Consider the following 22,542-nt stretch of genomic DNA (forward strand, 5'->3'; position numbering starts at 1 on the left):
GAACGGGCGTAAGTCCTATCGGCTCCTTTCGCTGAGCACGCGCCGATCCAGCAACGGGTCGTCGAGTGGGAGCGAAGCATTCGCTTCGGCTTCAACAACTCGCCGTGGAACAGGAAAATGATTCGCTCTTTCCCGGTGCTTGCAAAAGGAATGTTATTATGTCGGACGTAAATGCAAACGAAACCATCGTCACCACTCTGAACTATGTTGAGCGGAAAGTAGCTGAGTTCAACGGCCTTCTGGTCAAGGACAATGAGACCCTGCAAGACTTTCAGGTTCAGGGTTGGTCGGTTCTCTGGAAGCAGTTGGGTCGCGCCTTTGGCGTGGCCAAGCTGATCTTGGATGCAAGCAACGAGGAAGCCTATCTGGCGACCTTGAAGAACTGCGGCATCAAGGCTGCTGGAGAAAAGTCCAATAAGTGGTTGCCTGTCACGAAGCTGCTGTTCGGCTCGTGGACGGATTCAACCGGAACTCTGCAACCGTGGAATTCCGCGCTGAACACTGTTTTCGAGACGGATCGTAGCGCCGAAAAGTATGCCGTGATCTTCAAGCATTTGGAGGCCAAGGGCATATCGGAGGACGGGGTCTTTAATTATATCAAGGGCTTCGATCATGCCACGCATGGTAAGCACCTCAAGGGGATTGAGGCATCAGAACGCGCCAGCAATGGTTCGTCCGGTTCGATCTCCGACGAGCAGGCAATGAACCTCGGTTCGATGACTGACGCCAGCGATGTCTACGTGCTTGATGCCCCTAGCGATCTGAAAACGGTCGCAATGGGTTCGACGTTCTTCAAAATCGAAGGCGGTAAACTGTATCTGTTCGGGGCAACCCAGATGGAACAGGATGCTTTCGACAAGCGGATCGTTGCGCGCGGGAAGAAGCTCTACAACGAGAAAAAGGCACTGGCTGCAAAGTCGGCTACCTTTGACGCCGTAGCAGAACTGATTTCGCGTAAAGCAGCATAAAGAGCAAAAAGCCCCAGCCGGGTCATACTGGCTGGGGCTTTTCTGCGTCTGAGTGATATTGCTAGTCCCGGCCCGTTTCAGGGCAATTTCTCCAAAATCCGATAAATATCCATGACAGCATCGGGCTGTCCAACAACATAACTGGAGAGATCGACGTGACATCAATCACACTCACACGCTTCAACGTGAACCCCCGCTCATATAGCTATCAGGACTCCTACCGCGCTTGCTTGGACGCGACTGCTGGAGCCAACTGCCACAGCATCCAAAGCTATATGAATGGCCTAATGAGCCAGATGCAAAATCATCCCGGCGAACCTGCCGCATGGTCATTTAGCGAATGGACGCGCGGCAACAATACCGCTGAATACTGGCGGGCAGCTACGGCAATCGTGCTGGAATATCGCATCAATGGCGACGCGGCAGAAATTGGCCTGGCACTGCATGACCGTGCTGTTGCGCTTGGATATGCCCATATCATCATGGATAGCCTCAGCCGCCAAGGCGACCGAACCGCAACGATCGTCTTCCCTCTCACAGAGCGCGTGACCAAAGAGCAATACGCTAGACTGGCCAGCGTCCTGATGGAGGAACTAGGCCAGTATCGCGCCGCAAGCGGCAACATGGCATTCACGCATCTCATCCATGTCGATCATCTATGCGATCAGCTTTTCGTCCCCGGTGCCGTCATCGCTCCGAAGGCCAAAATCAATGAGACGGAAAAGGCATATCAAAACATGGACCCTCGCCGCTTTGAGGCCGGTGGCCCTGCCGCCGCAGTCCATCTAGTCGCGCCCATTCTGACTTCACACGACGGTTTGTTTGAGTGGACGCCCAACGCATCCGAGATAGCTCAGATGGACGCTAACGCCTTGCTGGCGAGCATCGGCGTGGACCTGACCGCTAACGGTCAGCTTCTTTCGGAATGACGGATCATTCTGTGTAACCTGACTTTCGGAGAAACCAGATTGCTGCGGCCTCAAATGTGTAGAACTTGATATCTTGGCCCTCAGGGCATTGATACTCGACTAGATCCACCTTGCATGGAGAAGGCAATTCCAAACCCGGTCCGGCATAGGCATTTTTGATCGCTTCTTTGAGGCCCGCTTCGAGATTTCCTAAGCGGCTGCTCGCTGCCGCATAGGCAATACACGCGCCATTTCGATCTTCGTTGGACCGGTCAGCACACGCCCTCCGCGTCTTATTCGCGAATTCCAGCCAGACTGGTCGGAAGCTGGGTTGGTCAGACACGTTCACAATCTGCCCTTTGTAGATATTGAGGAAGACTGGAGGGCTGTAACTGCCCGCACCGGAGGCAAACTGATACCGAAAGCTGTCGTCCTGCCTCACAAAATCTACTGTTCCATCACCATCAACATCTTTTGGAAAAGTCGCGCTTGGGCCACCGTCCACTTCTTCAAATTCGATTACCTTTAATCGGCCTGCGACAGGGGTGACAACGCGAAGAGTCGCGCAACAGTGTGCCCCGCCGGTGAACCCACCCAGCAGCACCGAAGGAGTAGCATCGGCGCTAGACAGCTGCCCAATGGCTACCTGTCGCTCAATGAATCTGCTCGTCGCATATCCTTCGGTCGTGATTATCGTTTGAACACCCGGCACCCGAATTGAGGTTGCGACATCTAGAGTATCTTCACCTTTAAACATCGGCTGAAGCGTCGCTTCAACGCCCCCAAATGTGACAGTGACGGGCGCGGCATTTTTAGAAAAATCTACTGATTTCACTACTTGCGCTTCAGCAAGGCTCGATGTCGCCAACGCGCATAATCCAGCAATGGCCGTCCGCAGCCACCGACCCTTGGAAACTAGACCCATAATCATTCCCCACGTCTTATCCGGCTCACCTGTATCGAGAGAACGGCTAATCGCAAACCCACTTGCCGAATCGTTCCGTTTTTGTTCTCAATGAGACATGGAACGAATCGACCCCCGCGAACTATGCGAAATCATACTGACAGCACCGGCATGGGCGCGTGTAGCTATCACGATGCCGGATGAGGAAATGCGTGAGAAAGGTGCCACGGAATTGGCTCTGACCATCTGCGAGCGGCTGTCCGACTTCCCAGCAATCCCTGACTTCAACCAGCTCAATCTCCCGTTGTGACGCTGGCCCGCGCCGCAGCCGCCTAGCGCAAATCTGCGGAAAATCAGGGTTTGACTCCTATAACGCACGGGTCAGCAGCGTATAGCCGATCCCCGCCAGTGCACCGCCCGCCGCCGCGATCAGCATCAGCGGCCAACCCAGCGCCGCCCGCTGGCTCAACGCCATTACCCGCATCAACAGGAAAATGACCGCCCCGATCAGCGCCGTGACATGCAGCCCGCTGATCGACAGAAGATGCGCCAGACCGCTGCGCCGCATCGCTTCCGCATCGGCTTCTGGGATCGCGCCCTGGTCCCCGGTCGCCAGGGCCGCGGCAATCCCTTCGGCCGGGCCATCGACCCGTTCCAATATATGGGCGAACAGCCGCGCCCGCAGCGGTGGCGCGGCTTTGGACGGGGCCAATATTTCGACCGGTTTCAGCGCCTTGCCCGTCGCGCCGATCCCTTGAAAATAGGCGCGCGCCGCAAAATCATAGCCGCCCGGCACGCTCGGCGGCGCGGGCGGCATCAAACGCGCGCGAAAGCGTATCCGTGCCCCTTCGCCCAATCCCGCCGGGACATCGGCATCGGCAATGTTCACCCGCACGACGGCCGGCAGATCGGGCGCGTCGACCGGTCGCAGCATGACGCGCACCATCGCCTGTGCCGGAACGGGACGCACCGCCGTTACATCGCCGATCAACTGCACGAAGGTCGCCCGGCCAAGCGGCGGCTGGCCCCAGATCGTGGCCTTCCCCCAGACCAGCAGGCACCCCATGCACGCCAGGATGCCGCCTGCGACGCATAACCGCCGCAACCGCCCGCCCACCGGCAACATCGCCCCGATGCAGGCCATCGCCAATGCGCTGCAGCAAAAGGCCAGCCAGGCCATGGCATGGGGCAGGATGAACCAGGCGGCAATCCCGCTGCCCAGCCCGATCGGCGCCCATAAGCCGATCTGTTCGCGCTCGCGCTCCAGCCAGCTTTCGAGTCGCTCCAGCCCCGCCCGCGCCAATGCCGCCGGCCTCGCACCAAGGGAGGTTTGTCGTGGCTCAAAAGCCATGCTAGGGGGCGCAGCATCCATGGGTCAGCAAGGCGAATGTCAGGGAATATGACGGCAAGTGCAACGGGAATGAACAAGCCGGTGGTGACCCGTTTCGCCCCGTCCCCCACCGGCTATTTGCATATCGGCGGTGCCCGCACCGCGCTGTTCAACTGGCTGTTCGCGCGCCATCATGGCGGCAAGTTTCTGCTGCGGATCGAAGACACCGATCGCGCCCGTTCGACCGACGCGGCCGTCGACGCAATCTTCGACGGGCTGGACTGGCTGGGCGTGGGCGGCGACGAACCGGCCGTGTTCCAATTTGCACGCACCCCGCGCCATGCGGAGGTCGCCAACCAGTTGCTGGAATCCAGCCACGCCTATCGCTGCTATGCTACGCCGGAAGAACTGGCGACCTTGCGCGAACAGCAGCGCGCCGCCAAGCAGCCGATGCGCTATGACGGCCGGTGGCGCGACCGCGCACCCGAAGATGCGCCGGAAGGCGCGCCCTTCGTCATCCGCATCAAAGCCCCGCGTGAGGGCGAGACGGTAATCGAGGACGCCGTGCAGGGCCGCGTCGTCGTGCAGAATGCCGAACTGGACGACATGATCCTGCTGCGGTCCGATGGCACGCCAACCTATATGCTGGCCGTCGTAGTCGACGATCATGACATGGGCGTCACTCACGTCATCCGCGGCGACGATCATCTGAACAACGCCTTCCGCCAGCTCAGCATCATCAAGGCGATGCAGTGGGAGGAGCCGATCTACGCCCATATCCCGCTGATCCACGGTTCGGACGGCGCGAAACTGTCGAAACGCCACGGCGCGCTGGGCGTTGACGCCTATCGCGACGAGATGGGGATGCTGCCCGAGGCAGTGCTCAACTATTTGCTGCGTCTGGGTTGGGGCCATGGCGACGAGGAGATCATCTCCATCGCCCGCGCGATCGACCTGTTCGATATCGATGGCGTTGGCCGTTCGCCTTCGCGCTTCGACATGAAGAAGCTGGAAAATCTGAACGGCCATTATCTGCGAGAGGCGGATGATGGCCGCCTGGCCGGACTGGTTGCGCCGCGGGTGGAACAGCGGCTTGAAATCATGCTGTCGGATGCCAATGTCTCGGTCTTGACGCAAGCGATGGCTTCGCTGAAGCCACGCGCCAAGAACCTTAATGAAATTGCGGAGGGCGCAGAATTTCTGTTCAAAAATTGCCCACTCGATTTTGACGAGAAGGCATCCGCTCTGCTAGACGAATCCGCGCGCGCGCTGCTGAAAAAGACAGCCGACGCTCTCCAGCCCGTCCAGTCCTGGACGGTCGAAGCGATCGAAGACGTGATACGCCGCGTGGCAGAGGATGCCGGTCTGGGATTGGGCAAGGTAGCGCAGCCGCTGCGCGCGGCGCTCACCGGTCGCACGGTCTCGCCGGGGATTTTCGATGTCCTCTTCCTTTTGGGGAAAGAGGAGAGCTTGGAACGACTGAACGATGTTGGGCACGCATCGGCCGGTTGATGGCACTCAAGGAGAACAATATGTCGGATAACAATGCCATTTTGACCGTCGGGGGAGACACGAAGGACTATGCCGTCATGGACGGCACGGTCGGCCCGCAGGTCATCGACGTGCGCAAGCTCTACGCCAATACCGGCATGTTCACCTATGATCCGGGCTTCACCTCCACCGCCAGCTGCGAATCCGGCCTGACCTATATTGACGGTGACGCCGGCATCCTGCTCCACCGCGGCTATCCGATCGGCCAGTTGGCCGAAGAATCAAGCTTCATGGAAGTCTGCTATCTTTTGCTGAACGGCGAATTGCCGTCGCAGAAGGAACTGGAGGACTTCACCACCACCATCACGCGCCATACCATGGTGCACGAACAGCTGTCGGCCTTCTTCCGCGGTTTCCGCCGCGATGCGCATCCGATGGCGATCATGGTCGGCGTTGTCGGTGCCCTCTCTGCTTTCTATCATGATTCCACCGACATCAACGACCCGGAACAGCGCCGCATTGCAAGCCACCGCCTGATCGCCAAGATGCCGACCATCGCGGCCATGGCCTATAAATATTCGGTGGGTCAGCCCTTCGTCTATCCGCGCAATGACCTGAGCTACACCGCCAATTTCCTGCGCATGACCTTCTCGGTCCCGGCGGAGGATTATGTTCCCGATCCAGTGATCGTGGACGCGATGGACAAGATCTTCATCCTGCATGCCGATCATGAGCAGAACGCCTCGACGTCGACCGTGCGCCTCGCCGGGTCGTCGGGCGCCAACCCGTTCGCCTGCATCGCGGCCGGCATCGCCTGTCTCTGGGGGCCGGCGCATGGCGGCGCGAACGAAGCCGCGCTCAACATGCTGCGCGAAATCGGCACCGTCGATCGCATCCCGGAATATATCGCCCGCGCCAAGAACAAGGACGATCCGTTCCGCCTGATGGGCTTTGGCCATCGCGTCTATAAAAATTACGATCCGCGCGCGACCGTGATGCAGAAGACCGCCAAGGACGTGCTGGAGAAGCTGGGTGTCAACGATCCCGTCTTCGACGTCGCCAAGGAACTGGAGCAGATCGCGCTCAACGATCCCTATTTCGTCGAAAAGAAGCTCTACCCGAATGTGGACTTCTATTCGGGCGTGATCCTGTCGGCGATCGGCTTCCCGACCGAAATGTTCACGGTGCTCTTCGCCCTCGCCCGCACCGTCGGCTGGGTCGCCCAATGGAACGAAATGATTTCGGACCCAGCGCAGAAGATCGGCCGCCCCCGTCAGCTCTACACCGGCCCGACGCAGCGTGACTATGTCGCAGTCGATAAGCGCTGATCGGCGTCAAGCCAACGCTATAATGAAGAACGGCGCTCAACGGGCGCCGTTTTTTATGGGAGAAAGGCTATCGCGTCAGGCGACAGGCAGCGACAAGATGAAGCGCGCGCCTTCGCCCGGCGCGCCGCCGATGCGGATATCCCCGTTCATCGCGCGGGCGAGGCGGCGGGAGATATAGAGGCCGAGGCCACTGCCACCGGCGTCATCGCGCCCCAGCCGCTCGAATTTCTCGAAAATGCGCTCGCGATCGGCCGGCGCAATCCCCGCCCCCTGGTCAATCACGGCGATGCGCGCCTGGCCGCTTTCCCATTCGGTGGCGATGCGCACCTGCGTCCCCTCCGGCGCATAGCGCACGGCGTTACCGATCAGATTGACCAATATCTGGAGTATTCGGCGAAACTCTCCAATCGCCAGCAACGGCGCATCCGGGGCGGGCGCAACGATGGTGATCCGCCGGTCAAGCGCCTTGACCGCCAGCAAGCCTGCTGCCCGTCGTCCCAGATCGGCCAGGTCCACCTCTTCAGCGACAACGCTGAAATCCGGCCGGTCGATCGCCTGCAAATCGGCCAGATCGTCGACCAATGCCATCAGATGCCGACCCGCCGCCGCAATGTCGTTGGCATAGCCGGCATAATCGGGTCGCAGCGGTCCTTCCAACTGCGCGCTGATCGTATCGGCATTCGCGATGATCCGCCCCAGCGGCTGCCGTAGCGAGCGATCGAGCCGCCGCCCGAACTCGACTGGATACAGCGTCAGCGGCGCTTCTTCCGGCAAAGGCGCGGCCACTGCCAATTCCAGCGGGAAGGCTGTCCCACGATAGCCCGTCAACTGGCCGGCATGATCGAACATCGGAAAGGCCGACAGGCGAAACCGGCGGGTGGTATCGCTCGCCAGCACAGCCTGCTGATCGCGAAAGGCCCGCCGCTGGGCAAAGCCGCGCAGCATCGCCATGTCGCCATCGCTATCCGCTTCCAACTGAAAATAGGTGGAAAAGCGCGTTCCAGGGACCGGGGGATTGTCAGGCAGAGCGCCGCTATCGCCGTGCCCTGCCAGCACCATCTGGAACCGCAATTGCGTGTCGATCTGCCAGGTCCAACCATCGGCCAACGCCGCGATATCAGCTTCTCGCCGACCCTCGTAAGGCGGCAGCGGCGCGGGAGGACGTTCGCGCCAGTCCACGACCGAAAGGCTGACGCTCTTGTCACGCTCGGGCTTGGCCCGCACCCACATATCGATGTCGCCGCGCTCTGCCGCCGCAACCACTGGCCGCGACACCAAAACACCCAGTCGCGCCGCCAGCCTGGCGATCGCCACCAATTGCGGCACCGCAAAGGGGGCGCCCAGGTCCGAGCCAGCTTCCCGTTGCAGCGCCAGCAGCGGCGCGTCCGCGCTCAGCAGATAGCCTTCGGCAGACAAGGTGGCGCGCAGGATCGCGGGATGCGACGGCATGTTCATGCGCCAGCCACTGCCCGCAAATGGTTCAGCTTCGTGCGGAAAGCCGCCGACGTCCGCAGGGCTGCGACTATGCCATCGGCTTTTTCGTCGCTCAACGCGTCATAGCGTTCCACTTCGATCACGATAGCGGCGTCGGACAGCGACGGCCGCACCGGCCGCAACGCCAGCAGCAGATGGCGAAAATCGGCGCCTGACCCGCCCAGCGCCAGGCATAGCGCAGCGACCTGCGACAATGGGCCCATTACCAGCATCTCAACAACCGGTTTGGTCTCAAGGCGCAGCTGCCGCGCCGTGACAGCGGCGAACAGGAGGAAACGCCGCCGCTCCAGCAAGCGGCCAAGCAGGTCAGGCGCGTCGGCCTGCTCGCCCATGCGGCGCACCAGCCGATCCGCCTGAACGATCGGACAGGCCGCCTCATCATGGTCGGCCAGCAATGCCCATCCAGATCGGTCGAAGGCGGCCAGCAGCCGATCATCGCCATCGACCATGGTGCGCTGCGCCACGACGGTCAGACAGGCGGCGACCGTCCATGTCAGTTCGGCGAAACGCTCGGCGGGAAGGTCGGGCTTCATCGGCGCGTCTTCCCCGCCGATCGCAAGCCAGCGTCCTTCAGCCAGCGCCAGCCCTGACAAGGCGTCGCCGAGCATCGGATCATCGATCGAGGGCGTCGATGCGTCCGCGACCTCGTTCAGTTGCTCGACGTCGGCTTTGCCGAACTGGCGGAGCATCATCGTCACGCCGGCGCGGATCTGCATATGCGCCAGAAGGCCGGGGCCAAGCAGGGTGGGGTGCGCGCGCACCATCGCCCAGGCAACCGGGGCCGGCCAGCGATCCAGCGCCGCGGCCACATCGGGCGCATGGCCCAGCGACAGGCGCAAGGCCATTTCGATCGCGGTGATGCACCCGCCGATATGGCGGCGCGTTTCGGCGATCAGGGCGTCGTGACGCGGTTGCCCTTCGTCCGGAAAGAAAAACGCCAGGTCGATGGCATGGCCGACCGGCACAGCGGACAGGCCGGCCATGACGCGCGCCATTGGCCAGTTGCCCGCCATGGCCGTGCCGGTAAGGGACGAATGGGCGCTCATGCCGATCAGCATAATTGCACGTCCTTAAAATGCACTAAACCGTCCTGGGGAAATTTGCTCAATCGCGCTTTCGCAGCAGGATGGCGCCAACCGACGCGATCGCGAGCAAAATGGCGACGCGGAAGCCCTGCGCCATCACCCCGACAAAGCCGGTCAGGATCAGCAGCAGCAGCGCCGTACCGGGCGTGAAGATCATCCACGGTCGCGCCGCCGCCGTCCGGTCCCAGCGATCGGCCACCATCAGGATGCCGAGCAGCGCCGCGAGGTCGGCGGCCAATGTCGTGCCGCCGGCAAGGACCATCCCGGCCAGAACCGTCGCGGGCGCGCAGAAGGCGAACCAGCCCATCAGCGGTGCACGCAAAGCAAGGTCGCTCAGGCGATCGCCGACTTCCGACAGCAGCAGCGCCACCATCAAAAGACAAAATCCGGTCAGTGACCAACCCAGTGCGATCGGCACCAGCGCCACCGCGCCCAGCGCAATCGCCGCGATCCGTACCTGCGGCGCCGGCACCTGCATCCGCATGAGCGAGGGACTGACGATACGGGCCAGCGGCGCCAGCAGATAATGTTCGATGCCCCCACGCGCATGGCCGCGCGACGATCCGGCCGCGGTGACGGCCTGCGCCACCAGATCGGCCTGCGCCTGGCCCTCCACCAGCGCAACGCGGCCCTCCAGCAGGTCATCCTGCGGCACGGTGATCCGTCGGGCACCCCTTTGCACCGCGGCGCGCACCAGAGTCAGGGCCAGGTCCCAGTCGCCGATCATGTCGAGCGTACCGAACAGCAGGTCCGGGCTGATCCGCGCCAATCCCGCCCAGCGCTGACCGGCGTCGATCCGTTCAAACGGGGCGCTGGCGCGGCTGTCATCCGTCACCAGCATGACATTGCCCTTCGCCGCCCCAAGGCCGTCGAAATGCGCCTGCGATACGATCGCGCCGTCCGCCACCAGCAGCACGTCGCTTTCGCGCGGCGCATCCCGCACCATTGAGACCATGTCGCGCACCAGCGCAACGGCGATGCCGTCTGCACTCAGCCGATCGACCGCCTGCGACAGGGCCGGGGTGATGACGCTTACCAGGATCATGATGCGATTGGCGCCCGCCTGCGCCGCCTGGCGCGCCTGATATTCCACCAGCGTCTGCCCGGCGAAATACAAGCTCGCGCGCAGACCCGCGGGCGAATCGCCCGATGCGCGATTAGCGCTCAGAATAGCGGCGAAACTCATGGCGTTGCGCGTGTCGACCCGATTGTTGTGCGCCGACCTTTTCGCAAGGCGGAGCGTTTCGCGCAAGCAAGGCTTTCAGCGTCGGCCTACGATGTCTGGTCAAGCCCCGCTAGCGCCGCATGCAGGCGGCGCAGCACGCGCGGGTCGCCGGGCGCTGCGGCCGCAGCTTCGTCCGCCAAAGCCATCAATGCGGTAAGCCCGAAGCTGGCCGCCAATCCCTTGAGCCGCCAGGCCGCCAATTCCCAATTGGCGTCGCAACGCGCCCGGCCGAGCAAATCGACCTGCCGGGTCGCGCTTTCCAGGAAGGCGATGCGCAGGTCTGCGATCAGTGCGCTGTCTTCGCCGACGGCGGCGGCCAATGCGGCATGAAGGGCACCAGGATCATAGGACATGGCGACAGACGCTATCGGGCTTGCGTTAAGTTTTGGTAACAGGGCATTTGCGCGGGCGGAAAAGATGCTAGGATGCTGGCATGACAGGGGGCAGCACCATCGTCGAGTTTTGGCGAGACGAACACACCGCGACCGGCAACGATTCGCAGACCGATGATATTTTGCTTTTGAAACAGGCCGTTCTCGACATCGACGAGAATGACGCTGCGGAGAGTGCGAGCGACGAGAGGATAAAGCGGCTCCGTTGGGGCCTGATCATCCTGGCGGTGGGCTGGATAGGTTTTGCCGGATGGGCGATCGCGACCTCTGGTGATCTGGCCGCGGGTCCGTTCGCCTGGGCCAATGCCATCGTCACGCTGGCCATCCCCCTCATCCTGCTTGGCGTCGGCTATATGCTGCTGGTCCGCAACAGCCGCGCCGAATCGCGCCGCTATCTCGACACCGCGCGCGCGCTGAGAACCGAAGCCGACCTGCTGGAATTGCGACTGGGCCGCATCAGCAGCCAGTTGGAAACCGCCCGGCAGGCGATGCAGGATCAGGCGGAATTGCTCGACAGCTATGGCGCCGCCGCCAGCAGCAATATGGAAGCGTCCGCGGAACTGATCGCGGCGCGCGCCCATGCCACGGCCGAACGGGCGGAAACGGCCGAACGCGCTGCCGGTGCATTAGTGGCGCGCATGGACATGCTGATCGGGGCCATTCCCGAACTGGAAGATCGCACCGGCCGCATGACCGCGCAGATGATGGACAATGGTCATGCGCTGGCCGAACGAATCGACACGCTGGAGGCCCGCCTTCATTCTCTTGCCGAACTGTCCGACGACGCGCGCGCGCGAACGCTTTCCGCGACCAAAAGCCTGTCCAGCCAGTTGACGCAGTTGCAGGAAGCGACCCGAACGGCGACTGAAGAAGTCACCGGCATGGCGGAGATCGCTGCGGGCCGAATCGACGCCACGGCGCAGAGCGCGCGGCAGGCGATGGATCGCAGCCGCCAGGATATGGAGACCCATGCCACCGCGCTGACCACGCTGGTCGAAACGGCGCAGGCCGGCGTGGCGGAAATGAGCGCACAGGTTCGCGAGACACTGACCCATGATCTCGATCGCGCGGAACAGGATCTGCATGAGCGCATGGACAGCGCATTGCACAGGCTGACGGACAGCATGGCCTCCACCGACGCGGCGCTGTCTCGTCGCGCGGAGGCGTTGGAAACGCTGGTGACGGCGGCCCGGACGGGTATAAACGACGTGAGCGAAGAGTCGCTTGCCATATTCGAACGCGACATCGAGTCGATGGAGACGGATTTGCGCCGCCGCCTGGACGCTGCGCTGCAACGGGCGCAGGAAACGCTGGCGATCACCGATGGCGGCCTGACCACCCAGACGGCCACGCTCGACGCCTTGATCGCCCGCTCGCGCGAAAGCCTCATCGCGATCGGCGACGATACCGTCACCGTGCTCAGCGACTCGATCGGCGACGTCGAAAGCCGCCTGCATCAGGTCAATGATATGATCGAGGGTCAGCGCAGCCTGATGTCGAGCCTGCACAACAGCCTCCACGACACCATCGCCTCGACCGAGGGCCGCTTCGCAGCGCTGGAGGATAGCGCCCTGGCGCGCGGCGAACGCCTGACCGGCGCGCTGGTTCGCATGACCGAGGAAACGCTGCGGATCGACAAGGCGCTGTCGGCTGGCGGCATGACCGCCGAAAAGCTGATCGGGTGCGCCGAGACGCTGCTGGTTGCGCTCGATTCGAGCGTGCGGGAATTGGACGAAACCTATCCCGCCGCACTCGAACGGTTCGATGCGCGGCTGGAGCAGAGCCGCGCGCTGCTGGGCAGCACCGCGCCCGAAATGGAGCGGCTGGAGGCGATTTCAGAGGCGTTGGTGGGCCGAACTGCTGAGGCCGAAGAGATGCTGCGCGGCCAAGGCAGCCGCCTGACCGAATGGCTGGAAAGCACGCAAGGCGGGCTGGAAGCCAATCGCGCGCTGGTGGAGCGCCTGCGCACCACGCTCGACGCCGCGCATCAGGACGCGACGCGGATTACCGAAGGCGCCGGGCCTCTACTGGTGACGGCCTTACTGCGTGTTAAAGATACGGCCGATCAGGCGGCGGAACGCGCCCGCCAGGCGCTGGGCCGCGCCATTCCCGATGCAGCGCAACAATTGGCGCAGGCCAGCGATGAAGCCTTGCAGGCCGTGATCGGCGAGAAGGTGACGGCGCAGATCGAACATGTCGCGCGGGTCGCGGAGGAAGCGGTGAAGGCAGCGCATCAGGCGTCCGAGCGCCTTACCCGCCAGTTGCTGACGATCGCCGACACCAGCGCCAGCGTCGAGCAACGGATTGAGGAAGCGGAACGCGCATCGGAAACCCGCGATCGCGATCATTTCGCCCGGCGATCCGCCCTGCTGATCGAATCGCTCAACAGCACGGCGATCGACGTCGCCAAAATTCTGTCCAACGATGTCACCGATTCAGCTTGGTCCGCCTATCTGAAGGGCGATCGCGGCGTGTTTACACGGCGCGCGGTGAAGTTGCTGGACGCCGGCGAATCGCGGGAAATCGCGCTCCATTATGATAATGACGCGGAATTCCGGGATCATGTGAATCGCTATATCCATGATTTTGAGGCAATGCTGCGGATCATCCTGTCGGCCCGCGACGGCAATGCGCTGGGCGTCGCAGTGCTGTCGTCCGACATGGGCAAACTCTACGTCGCGCTTGCTCAAGCGATCGAGCGACTGCGGCAGTAACAAGATAGATTTGGGAAATGGGCTATCCGCTCGGTTTCGATAGAACCGGTGGCGCGGTGGACGGAGGCTAATCAGATTAGCGATATCCATGTCTGCGCAGCCTGTGGCCCTGTCCCCCCGCGCTGCGACGGCATCAATATCGTTCGATGTTTAGCATAGAAGCCGAAGCTCCGTGCGCATCTCCGCTCAGGCGGGCCCTTAAACGTCGACCGCGCGCACGATCCGTGCCGCCGCCAGGTTCATTGCGCGGCGCGGTAACCGGGGAGCATGTCCACCGTCACCCAGCCCTGCACATAATTGGCATAATAGAGGCCGAACAGGATCGTCGCCAATATGGTCGCGCGCAGCATGACAACGCCGGGCCGGAAATTGCTGGGCGCACTGTCCGCCTGCCCCTTCAGCAGCACTTCGCCCGTTTCGTCGGGCGTGCGGATGCCAAAGGGGAGCATGATGAAGGCGCTGATGACCCACATCAGGAAATAGATGGCGAAGATGGCGTACAGGTTCATGGCCTGTGATTAGGCCCGAACGAGCAGCACGTCCACTATCGGTTTCTTGCCGGTCCAACGCGTCGCGGTGCGGCGCACGGCCAGGCGGACACGCTCGCGCAAAGCCTCCTCTTCCAACGATCCCTTCGGCACGGCAGCCGCGGCTTCATCGGCGGCTTCGGCAAGGAACGCCGCCTTGTCTTCCTCCACCGGCACGCCTTGCGTGCGCAATGCGGGCTGGCCGATCAGCTTGCCCTTGCGGTCTATCGCCACCGCGACGCTGATCTGCCCATGCAGGCCGAGCTTGCGTCGTTCATTGATTGTCGCGCCGTCGGCGGGCAGGATGACGTCGCCGTCCAGCACCAGGCGGCCCGTATCCTGCTGACCGATAATCTCCGGCGCGCCGGGCGCCAGACGCAGCACGTCGCCGTTCGACTGCACCACCGCATGGCGGATACCGCTGGTAATGCCAAGCCGGGCCTGCTCCGCCATATGGCGGCGCTCCCCATGGACCGGCAGCAGGATTTCAGGGCGAATCCAGCGATACATGGCTTCAAGTTCGGGGCGACCGGGATGGCCGGACACATGGACTTCGGCTTGGCGGTCGGTGACCATCAGAATGTTCTTTTGCGCCAGCGCATTCTGGATGCGGCCGATCGCGATTTCGTTGCCGGGGATCTGCTTGGACGAGAAGATGACGGTGTCGCCTTCTGCCAGCTTGATCGGATGGCTGTCGAACGCGATGCGGGCCAGCGCCGCGCGCACTTCACCCTGGCCCCCGGTGGCGATAATCATCACCTCGCTGCGGGGCAGGTGCATGACATCGTCCCAGTCAACGGTCGGCGGGAAATCCTTGAGATAGCCGGCCGCCTTTGCCGTGCTGATGATCCGATCAAGCGAACGGCCCGCCACGCACACCTTGCGACCGGTCGCCGCGGCCACTTCGCCCAGCGTCTGGACACGCGCCGCGTTGGAGGCGAAGGTCGTAACCAGCACACGCCCCTTGGCATCAGCGACGGTCTTCATCAGCCCTTCGCGCACATCGCCTTCGGACCCACTGGCCTTGTCGTTGAAAACGTTGGTGCTATCGCAAACCAGCGCCAGCACGCCTTCGTCGCCGATCGCGGTCAGTTCGGCGGGGGTGGAGGGCTGGCCCAGCAGAGGCTGTTCGTCCAGTTTCCAGTCGCCGGTGTGGAATATTCGGCCGTAGGGCGTGTCGATCAACACCGCATTGCCCTCCGGGATCGAATGGGCGAGAGGGACATAGCGGAAGCCGAACGGGCCGAGATTGAAGCTACCTTCATTCGGAATCACATGCAGCTTGACCTCCTTAGAGAGGCCTTCTTCTTCCAGCTTCAACCGGATAAGACCGGCCGTGAAGGGCGTGGCATAAAGCGGCACGCCAAGATCCGCGGCAAGATAGGGGATCGCACCGATATGATCCTCATGTCCGTGAGTGAGCACGATACCCAGCAGATCGTCGCGCCGCTCCTCGATGAAGCTGAGGTCGGGTAGCACCAGTTCGATGCCTGGATAGGTCGGGTCGCCAAAGGTCATGCCGAGATCGACCATGACCCACTTGCCCTGGCAGCCGTAAAGATTGACGTTCATGCCGATCTCACCCGACCCGCCAAGGGCCAGAAAGATCAGTTCATCCTTGGGTGTCATTATATTTTCAAACTCCGTTCGTGCATCAGCGCGAGGCCCTGAACCGTCAGGTCCGGCGCGATCGCATCGAAAATATCGCTATTGTCATTGAAGAGGACCGCCAGGCCCCCGGTCGAAATCACTCTGGTCGGACGGCCGATTTCGGCCCTCATACGCGCGACCAGCCCCTCCATCATCGCCACATAGCCCCAAAATACGCCGATATGCATCTGCGCTTCGGTCGTGCGGCCGATGACCGACCGATCCTCCGGCGCAGTAATCGCGATCTTGGGCAACTTAGCCGCGGCCGCCACCAGCGCATCGAGCGACAGGTTGATACCTGGCGCGATGATCCCGCCTTTATAGGCGCCACGATAATCCACGACATCGAAAGTCGTTGCCGTGCCAAAATCGATGACGATCAAATCGCCTTCGTACAGATGGTGCGCGGCGATGACGTTTACAACCCGGTCCGCGCCGACCGATGCGGGCTCTGACACGTCCAGTTCGATGCCCCACTCTACGCTGCCTTGCCCGGCGATCAGCGCCGGGGTCTTGAAATATTTATCGGCCAGCACCTGCAGATTATGCAGCGCGCGCGGCACCACCGTCGCGATGATGACGGCATCGACATCGGCGATGGCATAGCCTTCCAACTGCAACAGCTGGTTCAGCCAGACGGCATATTCATCGGCCGTACGCCGTGGATCGGTGGCGATGCGCCAGCGTGCCTTGATATCGCGCCCGTCCAGCAGCGCGAACACGACATTGGTGTTACCCGCGTCGATCGCGAGAAGCATGGCTCGTTCCTCAGGCCAGAATGATGTCGCCCGCGTGAATGGCATGGCTCTGCCCATTCGCCAAGCGCAGGATCAACATGCCGTGACGGTCGAGCGTGTCGAACGTGCCGTCGACCGCCCCGCCATCAGGCTGTACGACGTGCATCGCCGTGCCCGTCGGATGGGCGTTGAGCAGCCAATGCGTGCGGATCGGATCGATGCCCTGTGCGCGCCAGATGGACAGCCAATGCCCAAATAGATGGGCCAGTCGCTCATAGAGCGCAGGCGCCTGCGCATCAGCCGCGCCTTGTGCCGCCAAACTGGTGACCGGGCGGTCCAGTCCTTCGGGATGACCCGCGACGTTGATGCCAATGCCCACGACGATCGCGTCGCCAGCCCGTTCCAGCAGGATACCCGCGATCTTGGCTCCATCGACCAATATGTCGTTGGGCCATTTGATACGCGCCTGTCCGTGACACAGCGGAGCGATCAGCGCATGGACTGCATTGGCAGCCACCAGCGCCAGCGTATGGGGCAGCGGATCGTCCGGCTGCAACCGGACTAGGGTCGAACAATAGAGATTGCCGTCCGGGCTTTCCCACGCTCGGCCCAGGCGGCCCTTGCCCCCGGTCTGGCGTCCAGCGCGCAGCCAGCTCCCATCAGCCGCGCCCTGGCCCGCTAACGCCAGCATATCGGCATTGGTGGAACCGGTTTCCTCGACGAAGCGCAGCAGCGTCAGAAGAGCGACGCTGCCGCGGCAGCGCTCGCCTGATCCAGCACCGGGTTGAGCAGATAGCCAAGCACGATCACCACGGCGCAGGCCGTCAGGATGATATTCTCGACCGGACCACCCTTCTCCTCATAGGCGGCGGTTGGCTCATCGAAATACATCGTCTTGATAATCTTGAGATAGTAGAAGGCGCCGATTACCGAGGCCGCGATGCCGAAAGCGGCCAGTGCGGTCAGGCCCGCCGCGACGGCGGCATCGAACACAAGGAACTTCGCCCAGAAACCGAAGAGCGGCGGGATGCCGGCCATCGAGAACATGAAGATGGCGAGCGCGGCGGCCAGACCCTTGCGCGACTGCGAAAGGCCCGCGAGGCTGGCGATCGTTTCGATAGGCTTGCCGTCTGCGTCCCGCATCTGCAGAATGCAGGCGAAGGCGCCGATCGTCATGACGACATAGATCGCCATATAGCTCATCGTGCCCGCCACGCCGCCGGGGGTGCCGGCAGCCAGGCCGATCAGCGCGAAGCCGACATTGTTGATCGACGAATAGGCCATAAGACGCTTGATGTTGTTCTGGCCGATCGCAGCCACGGCCCCGAAGACGATCGAGGCGAGCGCGACGAAGATCACGATCTGCTGCCAGTCGAGCCCCGCCGGCCCCAGAGCTTCGATCGCGACGCGAACGGTGAGGCCCATCGCAGCGACCTTAGGCGCGCTGGCGAAGAAGGTCGTGACCGGGGTCGGCGCGCCTTCATAGACGTCGGGCGTCCACATATGGAACGGAACGGCGCTGATCTTGAAGGCGAGGCCCGCCAGCACGAACACCAGGCCGAACAATTCGCCCTTGCCCACACCATCGCCCAGCGCGACGGCAATGCCGTCGAACGCGGTGCTGCCGGTGAAGCCGTAGAGCAGAGAGATGCCGTAGAGCAGGATGCCGCTGGCGAGCGACCCCAGCACGAAATATTTGAGGCCCGCTTCGGACGAGCGCCCGTCCTGGCGCATGAAACTGGCGAGCACATAGGAAGCCAGGCTGTTCATCTCCAGGCCGACATAGAGCGTCAGCATGTCGCCCGCCGACACCATCATGCCCATGCCGATGGCGGCGAACAGGATGAGCACGGGATATTCGGGTCGCTCCGCGCCATCGGTCGAGAAAAATCGGGGAGCGAGCAGGATCGCCGCGGCCGCCGCCGCGTAGATCAACGCCTTGGCGAAGACGGAGAAGGCGTCGGCGCGATACAGGCCGTCAAAGGCATCAGGTCCATGTCCGAGCGAGACTGACAAAGACGCGCCAGCAATGGCCAGCGTGATAACCGACAGCCAGTTAACCAGCCGGGCCGAACCATCGCCGCCAAAGGCCGCAACAAGCATCAGCGCAAGGCCGCCGGCGGTCAGAATGAGTTCCGGCAGGACCGCCAGAAGGGAAGCGGAGTCGATCATCAGTGCGCCTCCCCGTGCGCAGGGGCTTCTTCATGGTGGCTTTCACCCGCAGGCTTGGGCGCACCCATCTTGATCTTGGAATCTCCTGCGGGAGCCGCAGGGGCGAGACGCGCTTCGAGCGCCTGGATGTCGGCCCGCATCGGGGCAAGGAAGCTCTCTGGATAGACGCCCATCCACAGCACCACGGCCGCGATCGGCGCCATTAACCAGAATTCCCGGATCGACAGGTCGGGCATGGCGGCGGCATCGGCATTGACCTGCGGGCCGTAGCAAATGCGGCGATACAAATAGAGCATGTAGGCCGCGCCCAGGATGATACCGGTGGTGCAGACCAGCGCGACCCAACTCGATGCCTGATACACGCCCATCAGCGACAGGAATTCGCCCACGAAGTTGGACGTGCCCGGCAGGCCGACGGACGCCATAGTGAAGAACAGGAACAGCAAGGCATAGCGGGGCATGTTGATGCTCAGGCCGCCATAGCGGCTGATCTCACGGGTATGGAGCCGATCGTAAACGACGCCGACGCACAGGAACAGCGCGCCTGCAACCAGGCCATGGCCCAGCATGACCATCATCGCGCCTTCGATACCTGCCTGATTGAAAGCGAACAGGCCGATTGTCACGATCGCCATATGCGCCACTGACGAATAAGCGATCAGCTTCTTCATGTCTGACTGCACCAGCGCGACCAGCGAGGTATAGACCACCGCGACCATCGACAGGCCCCACACCAGCGGCGCAAGCTGCGCCGAGGCTTCAGGGAACATCGGCAGCGAGAAGCGGATGAAACCGTACCCGCCCATCTTCAGTAGAACGCCGGCCAGGATGACAGACCCCGCCGTCGGCGCCTGAACGTGCGCGTCGGGCAACCAAGTGTGAACCGGCCACATCGGCATCTTCACTGCAAAGCTGGCGAAGAAGGCCAGGAACAGCCAGGTCTGGACATGCGGATCGAAATTATAGGCCATCAAAACCGGAATTTCGGTGGAGCCCGCCTCATGCACCATCCACATCATCGCGATCAGCATCAGGACCGAGCCGAACAGCGTGTAGAGGAAGAATTTATACGAGGCGTAGATCCGGTCGGCGCCACCCCAGATGCCGATGATCAGATACATCGGGATCAGGCCGGCTTCGAACATGATGTAGAAGAGGTAGAGATCCTGCGCCGTGAAGACGCCGATCATCAGCACCTCCATGAACAGGAAGGCCGCCATATATTCGCCGACGCGCTTGTTGATCGCATTCCAGCTGGCGCCGATGCAGATCGGCATCAGGAAGACGGTCAGCGCAATTAGCATCAGGGCGATGCCGTCGATGCCCAGCGCCCAGGCGAAGCGACCGAAGATCGGCGCATATTCCTGAAACTGCCACTGCAAGCCGCCCTGATCGAAATTCATCCACAGGACTATGCCCAGGACGAAATCGACCAACGTCGCGATGAGCGCGATCCAGCGCGCCGTGTTGGCGCTCGCAAACAGGCAGGCAATGGCACCTGCCATCGGCACTGCCATCATCAGGGAAAGGATGGGGAAGCCGTCCATTATCGTGTCATCGCCCAGGTTGCTGCCGCGGCAAGCCCGATGAGCATCACCAGCGCGTAGGTGTAGAGGTAGCCGGACTGAAGCCGACGGGTGATCTTGTTGCCCTGCACAACCAGCGCAGCCAGGCCGTTCGGACCGAACCGGTCGATGAAGCCTACGTCACCAACCTTCCAGAAGAACCGACCGATAGCGAAGGCTGGCTTGACGAACAGGAAGTTATACAGCTCGTCGAAATACCATTTGTTGAGCAGGAAGGTGTAGAGACCGGTAAAGGTCGCTACGAACCGCTGCGGCCAGTCGGTATTTTTGATGTAGCTCAGCCAGGCGACCAAGAGGCCGGTCAACATCACGGTGAACGGCGCGAACTTGACCCAGGTTGGCACTTCATGCGCGGCATGCATCAGATGGCTGTCGAACGCGAGCGCCCCCTTCCAGAATGCGATGCCGCCTTCGGCGCCGATGAACTGATCGTGGAACAGGAAGCCGGCGAACACCGCGCCCAGGCTTAGGACGATCAGCGGCACCAGCATGACCAGCGGGCTCTCGTGCGGGTGATAGCCATCCGTGCCGTCGCCCGCATCATGCGCGTGATGATCGTCATGACCATGGGCGGCATGGGCGTGATCGTCATGCGCGTGGTCCGCGTGATCGTCATGGCCATGCGCGTCATGCAGTGCGTGCTGGATATGCTCCGACTGGGTCCAGCGCGGCTTGCCGAAGAAGGTCAGGAACACCAAGCGCCAGCTATAGAAGCTGGTGAGCAGTGCGGCGAACACGCCGACGATGAACGCCCCGGTCCCGGCCCCGCCAGCGGCATAGGCCGCTTCGAGGATGCCGTCCTTGGAATAGAAACCGGCGAAACCCACGCCGATGATCGGCAGGCCGACCCCGGTGATGGCGAGCGTGCCCAGCGTCATCGTCCAGAAGGTGATCGGGATGCTTTTGCGCAGGCCGCCATAGTAACGCATGTCCTGCTCATGATGCATCGCATGGATGACCGAGCCGGCGCCCAGAAACAGCAATGCCTTGAAGAAAGCATGCGTGAAGAGGTGGAACATCGCTGCGCCATAGGCGCCGACGCCAGCCGCAAAGAACATGTAGCCCAGCTGCGAACAGGTCGAATAGGCGATAACGCGCTTGATGTCGGTCTGCACCGTGCCGACAGTCGCCGCGAACAGACATGTCGCGGCGCCGACATAGGTGACGACGGTCAGCGCCGTTGGCGACGTTTCGAACATCGGCGACAAGCGGCACACCATGAACACGCCCGCGGTGACCATGGTCGCCGCGTGGATCAGCGCCGACACAGGGGTCGGCCCTTCCATTGCGTCCGGCAACCAGGTGTGCAAGCCAAGCTGTGCCGACTTGCCCATCGCGCCGACGAACAGCAGCAGACAGAGGACCGTCATGGTATCGAAGCGGTGGCCCAGAAAGCCGATGGTCGAACCGGCCATTGACGGGGCCATTTCCAGAATTTCCGGGATCGATATGGTGTTGAACACCAGATAGGTGCCGAAAATCCCCATCATGAAGCCAAGGTCGCCAACGCGATTGACGACGAACGCCTTAATCGCGGCAGCATTGGCGCTTGGCTTGCGGAACCAGAAACCGATGAGGAGATAGGACGCCAGGCCCACGCCTTCCCAACCGAAGAACATCTGGAGCAGGTTGTTCGCGGTCACGAGCATCAGCATCGCGAAGGTGAAGAGCGAAAGATAGGCGAAGAAGCGCGGCTGATCCGGCTCTTCTTCCATATAGCCCCAGCTATAGAGATGGACGACGCTCGATACGCTGGTGATGACCACCAGCATGACCGCCGTCATCGTGTCGACGCGCAGCGCCCATTGCGCATCGAAGCTGCCGCTTTCGATCCAGGTGAAGAGCGGCGTCACCGATGCTTGCGCATTGCCGAGCAGGAAGGGAATGAAGATCGCCCAGCTCATGGCGCAGGCTGCAAACAGCGCACCAGTGGTGATGATCTTTGCGGGCAGCTTGCCAAGGGCCTTGTTGCCCAGGCCAGCGATGGCCGCCGCCAGCAGCGGAAGAAGAACGATAAGCTGGATCATGAGT

Annotated in this window: 18 protein-coding genes and 1 pseudogene; 6 read left to right on the top strand and 13 right to left on the bottom strand. The window is 62.2% G+C overall.

Going from position 1 to position 22,542, the window contains the following annotated elements; genetic code table 11:
• Window positions 1–158 precede the first annotated feature (158 nt).
• Together CEQ44_RS13965 and CEQ44_RS13970 are read left to right on the top strand one after the other, a co-directional pair.
• Complete coding sequence (locus CEQ44_RS13965) at window positions 159–968, top strand: hypothetical protein (protein WP_088184040.1); 810 nt, start codon at window positions 159–161, stop codon at window positions 966–968.
• Window positions 969–1,255: 287 nt separating this feature from the next.
• Complete coding sequence (locus CEQ44_RS13970) at window positions 1,256–1,897, top strand: hypothetical protein (RefSeq protein ID WP_088184039.1); 642 nt, start codon at window positions 1,256–1,258, stop codon at window positions 1,895–1,897.
• Between the two features lie 4 nt (window positions 1,898–1,901).
• Here the strand turns inward: CEQ44_RS13970 and CEQ44_RS24020 are convergent, their stop codons facing one another.
• Window positions 1,902–2,801, bottom strand: a complete 900-nt coding sequence (locus CEQ44_RS24020) for a hypothetical protein (RefSeq protein WP_140419330.1) — start codon at window positions 2,799–2,801, stop codon at window positions 1,902–1,904.
• A gap of 97 nt (window positions 2,802–2,898) precedes the next feature.
• Here CEQ44_RS24020 and CEQ44_RS13980 point away from each other — a divergent pair, with 97 nt between their 5' ends.
• The gene (locus CEQ44_RS13980) at window positions 2,899–3,090 is read left to right on the top strand and encodes a DUF6771 family protein (protein ID WP_088184038.1); all 192 of its coding nucleotides are present in this window, start codon (window positions 2,899–2,901) and stop codon (window positions 3,088–3,090) included.
• A gap of 63 nt (window positions 3,091–3,153) precedes the next feature.
• Here the strand turns inward: CEQ44_RS13980 and CEQ44_RS13985 are convergent.
• A pseudogene (locus tag CEQ44_RS13985) lies at window positions 3,154–4,131 on the bottom strand (ComEC/Rec2 family competence protein); the annotation flags it as partial.
• Window positions 4,132–4,200: 69 nt separating this feature from the next.
• Between CEQ44_RS13985 and gltX the strand changes: the two are divergent.
• Both gltX and gltA read left to right on the top strand, forming a co-directional pair.
• A complete protein-coding gene (gene gltX, locus CEQ44_RS13990) occupies window positions 4,201–5,622 on the top strand; it encodes a glutamate--tRNA ligase (RefSeq protein WP_088184036.1) in 1,422 nt (473 codons plus the stop codon).
• A gap of 20 nt (window positions 5,623–5,642) precedes the next feature.
• Window positions 5,643–6,929, top strand: coding sequence for a citrate synthase (gene gltA / locus CEQ44_RS13995; protein ID WP_088184119.1), 1,287 nt, complete (start codon window positions 5,643–5,645; stop codon window positions 6,927–6,929).
• Between the two features lie 75 nt (window positions 6,930–7,004).
• Here gltA and CEQ44_RS14000 read toward each other — a convergent pair whose 3' ends face one another.
• From CEQ44_RS14000 to CEQ44_RS14015, 4 genes are all read right to left on the bottom strand, one after another.
• The gene (locus CEQ44_RS14000; RefSeq protein WP_088184035.1) at window positions 7,005–8,384 is read right to left on the bottom strand and encodes a HAMP domain-containing sensor histidine kinase; all 1,380 of its coding nucleotides are present in this window, start codon (window positions 8,382–8,384) and stop codon (window positions 7,005–7,007) included.
• Window positions 8,381–9,481, bottom strand: coding sequence for a hypothetical protein (locus CEQ44_RS14005; RefSeq protein WP_254913709.1), 1,101 nt, complete (start codon window positions 9,479–9,481; stop codon window positions 8,381–8,383). The genes CEQ44_RS14000 and CEQ44_RS14005 overlap by 4 nt, the downstream gene beginning before the upstream one ends.
• A gap of 46 nt (window positions 9,482–9,527) precedes the next feature.
• Window positions 9,528–10,694 (bottom strand): hypothetical protein, encoded by a 1,167-nt coding sequence (locus tag CEQ44_RS14010; protein WP_088184117.1) that lies wholly within the window; start codon window positions 10,692–10,694, stop codon window positions 9,528–9,530.
• A gap of 86 nt (window positions 10,695–10,780) precedes the next feature.
• A complete protein-coding gene (locus tag CEQ44_RS14015; protein ID WP_088184034.1) occupies window positions 10,781–11,086 on the bottom strand; it encodes an Hpt domain-containing protein in 306 nt (101 codons plus the stop codon).
• 80 nt (window positions 11,087–11,166) lie between these two features.
• Between CEQ44_RS14015 and CEQ44_RS14020 the strand changes: the two genes are divergently transcribed.
• Window positions 11,167–13,839, top strand: coding sequence for a hypothetical protein (locus CEQ44_RS14020; protein ID WP_088184033.1), 2,673 nt, complete (start codon window positions 11,167–11,169; stop codon window positions 13,837–13,839).
• Between the two features lie 239 nt (window positions 13,840–14,078).
• Here CEQ44_RS14020 and CEQ44_RS14025 read toward each other — a convergent pair whose 3' ends face one another.
• Genes CEQ44_RS14025 through nuoL form a run of 7 tightly spaced genes read right to left on the bottom strand, consistent with a single transcriptional unit; the run spans window position 14,079 to window position 22,538 of the window.
• Window positions 14,079–14,348, bottom strand: a complete 270-nt coding sequence (locus CEQ44_RS14025; RefSeq protein ID WP_088184032.1) for a DUF1467 family protein — start codon at window positions 14,346–14,348, stop codon at window positions 14,079–14,081.
• A gap of 9 nt (window positions 14,349–14,357) precedes the next feature.
• Window positions 14,358–15,995 carry a ribonuclease J gene (locus tag CEQ44_RS14030; protein WP_088184031.1) on the bottom strand — a complete coding sequence of 546 codons (1,638 nt, stop codon included), beginning with the start codon at window positions 15,993–15,995 and terminating at the stop codon, window positions 14,358–14,360.
• Window positions 15,995–16,774 (bottom strand): type III pantothenate kinase, encoded by a 780-nt coding sequence (locus CEQ44_RS14035; protein ID WP_088184030.1) that lies wholly within the window; start codon window positions 16,772–16,774, stop codon window positions 15,995–15,997. The genes CEQ44_RS14030 and CEQ44_RS14035 overlap by 1 nt, the downstream gene beginning before the upstream one ends.
• A 10-nt stretch (window positions 16,775–16,784) precedes the next feature.
• Window positions 16,785–17,486, bottom strand: a complete 702-nt coding sequence (locus tag CEQ44_RS14040; protein ID WP_088184029.1) for a biotin--[acetyl-CoA-carboxylase] ligase — start codon at window positions 17,484–17,486, stop codon at window positions 16,785–16,787.
• Between the two features lie 2 nt (window positions 17,487–17,488).
• Complete coding sequence (nuoN, locus tag CEQ44_RS14045; RefSeq protein ID WP_088184028.1) at window positions 17,489–18,925, bottom strand: NADH-quinone oxidoreductase subunit NuoN; 1,437 nt, start codon at window positions 18,923–18,925, stop codon at window positions 17,489–17,491.
• On the bottom strand, window positions 18,925–20,472 hold the full coding sequence (locus tag CEQ44_RS14050; protein ID WP_088184027.1) for an NADH-quinone oxidoreductase subunit M: 1,548 nt from the start codon (window positions 20,470–20,472) through the stop codon (window positions 18,925–18,927). The genes nuoN and CEQ44_RS14050 overlap by 1 nt, the downstream gene beginning before the upstream one ends.
• Window positions 20,472–22,538 carry an NADH-quinone oxidoreductase subunit L gene (nuoL, locus tag CEQ44_RS14055; RefSeq protein ID WP_088184026.1) on the bottom strand — a complete coding sequence of 689 codons (2,067 nt, stop codon included), beginning with the start codon at window positions 22,536–22,538 and terminating at the stop codon, window positions 20,472–20,474. Before nuoL ends, CEQ44_RS14050 begins: the two co-directional genes overlap by 1 nt.
• Between the last annotated feature and the right edge of the window lie 4 nt (window positions 22,539–22,542).

Origin of the sequence: Sphingobium sp. Z007 (assembly GCF_900013425.1) — a bacterium.
Lineage (GTDB): Bacteria > Pseudomonadota > Alphaproteobacteria > Sphingomonadales > Sphingomonadaceae > Sphingobium.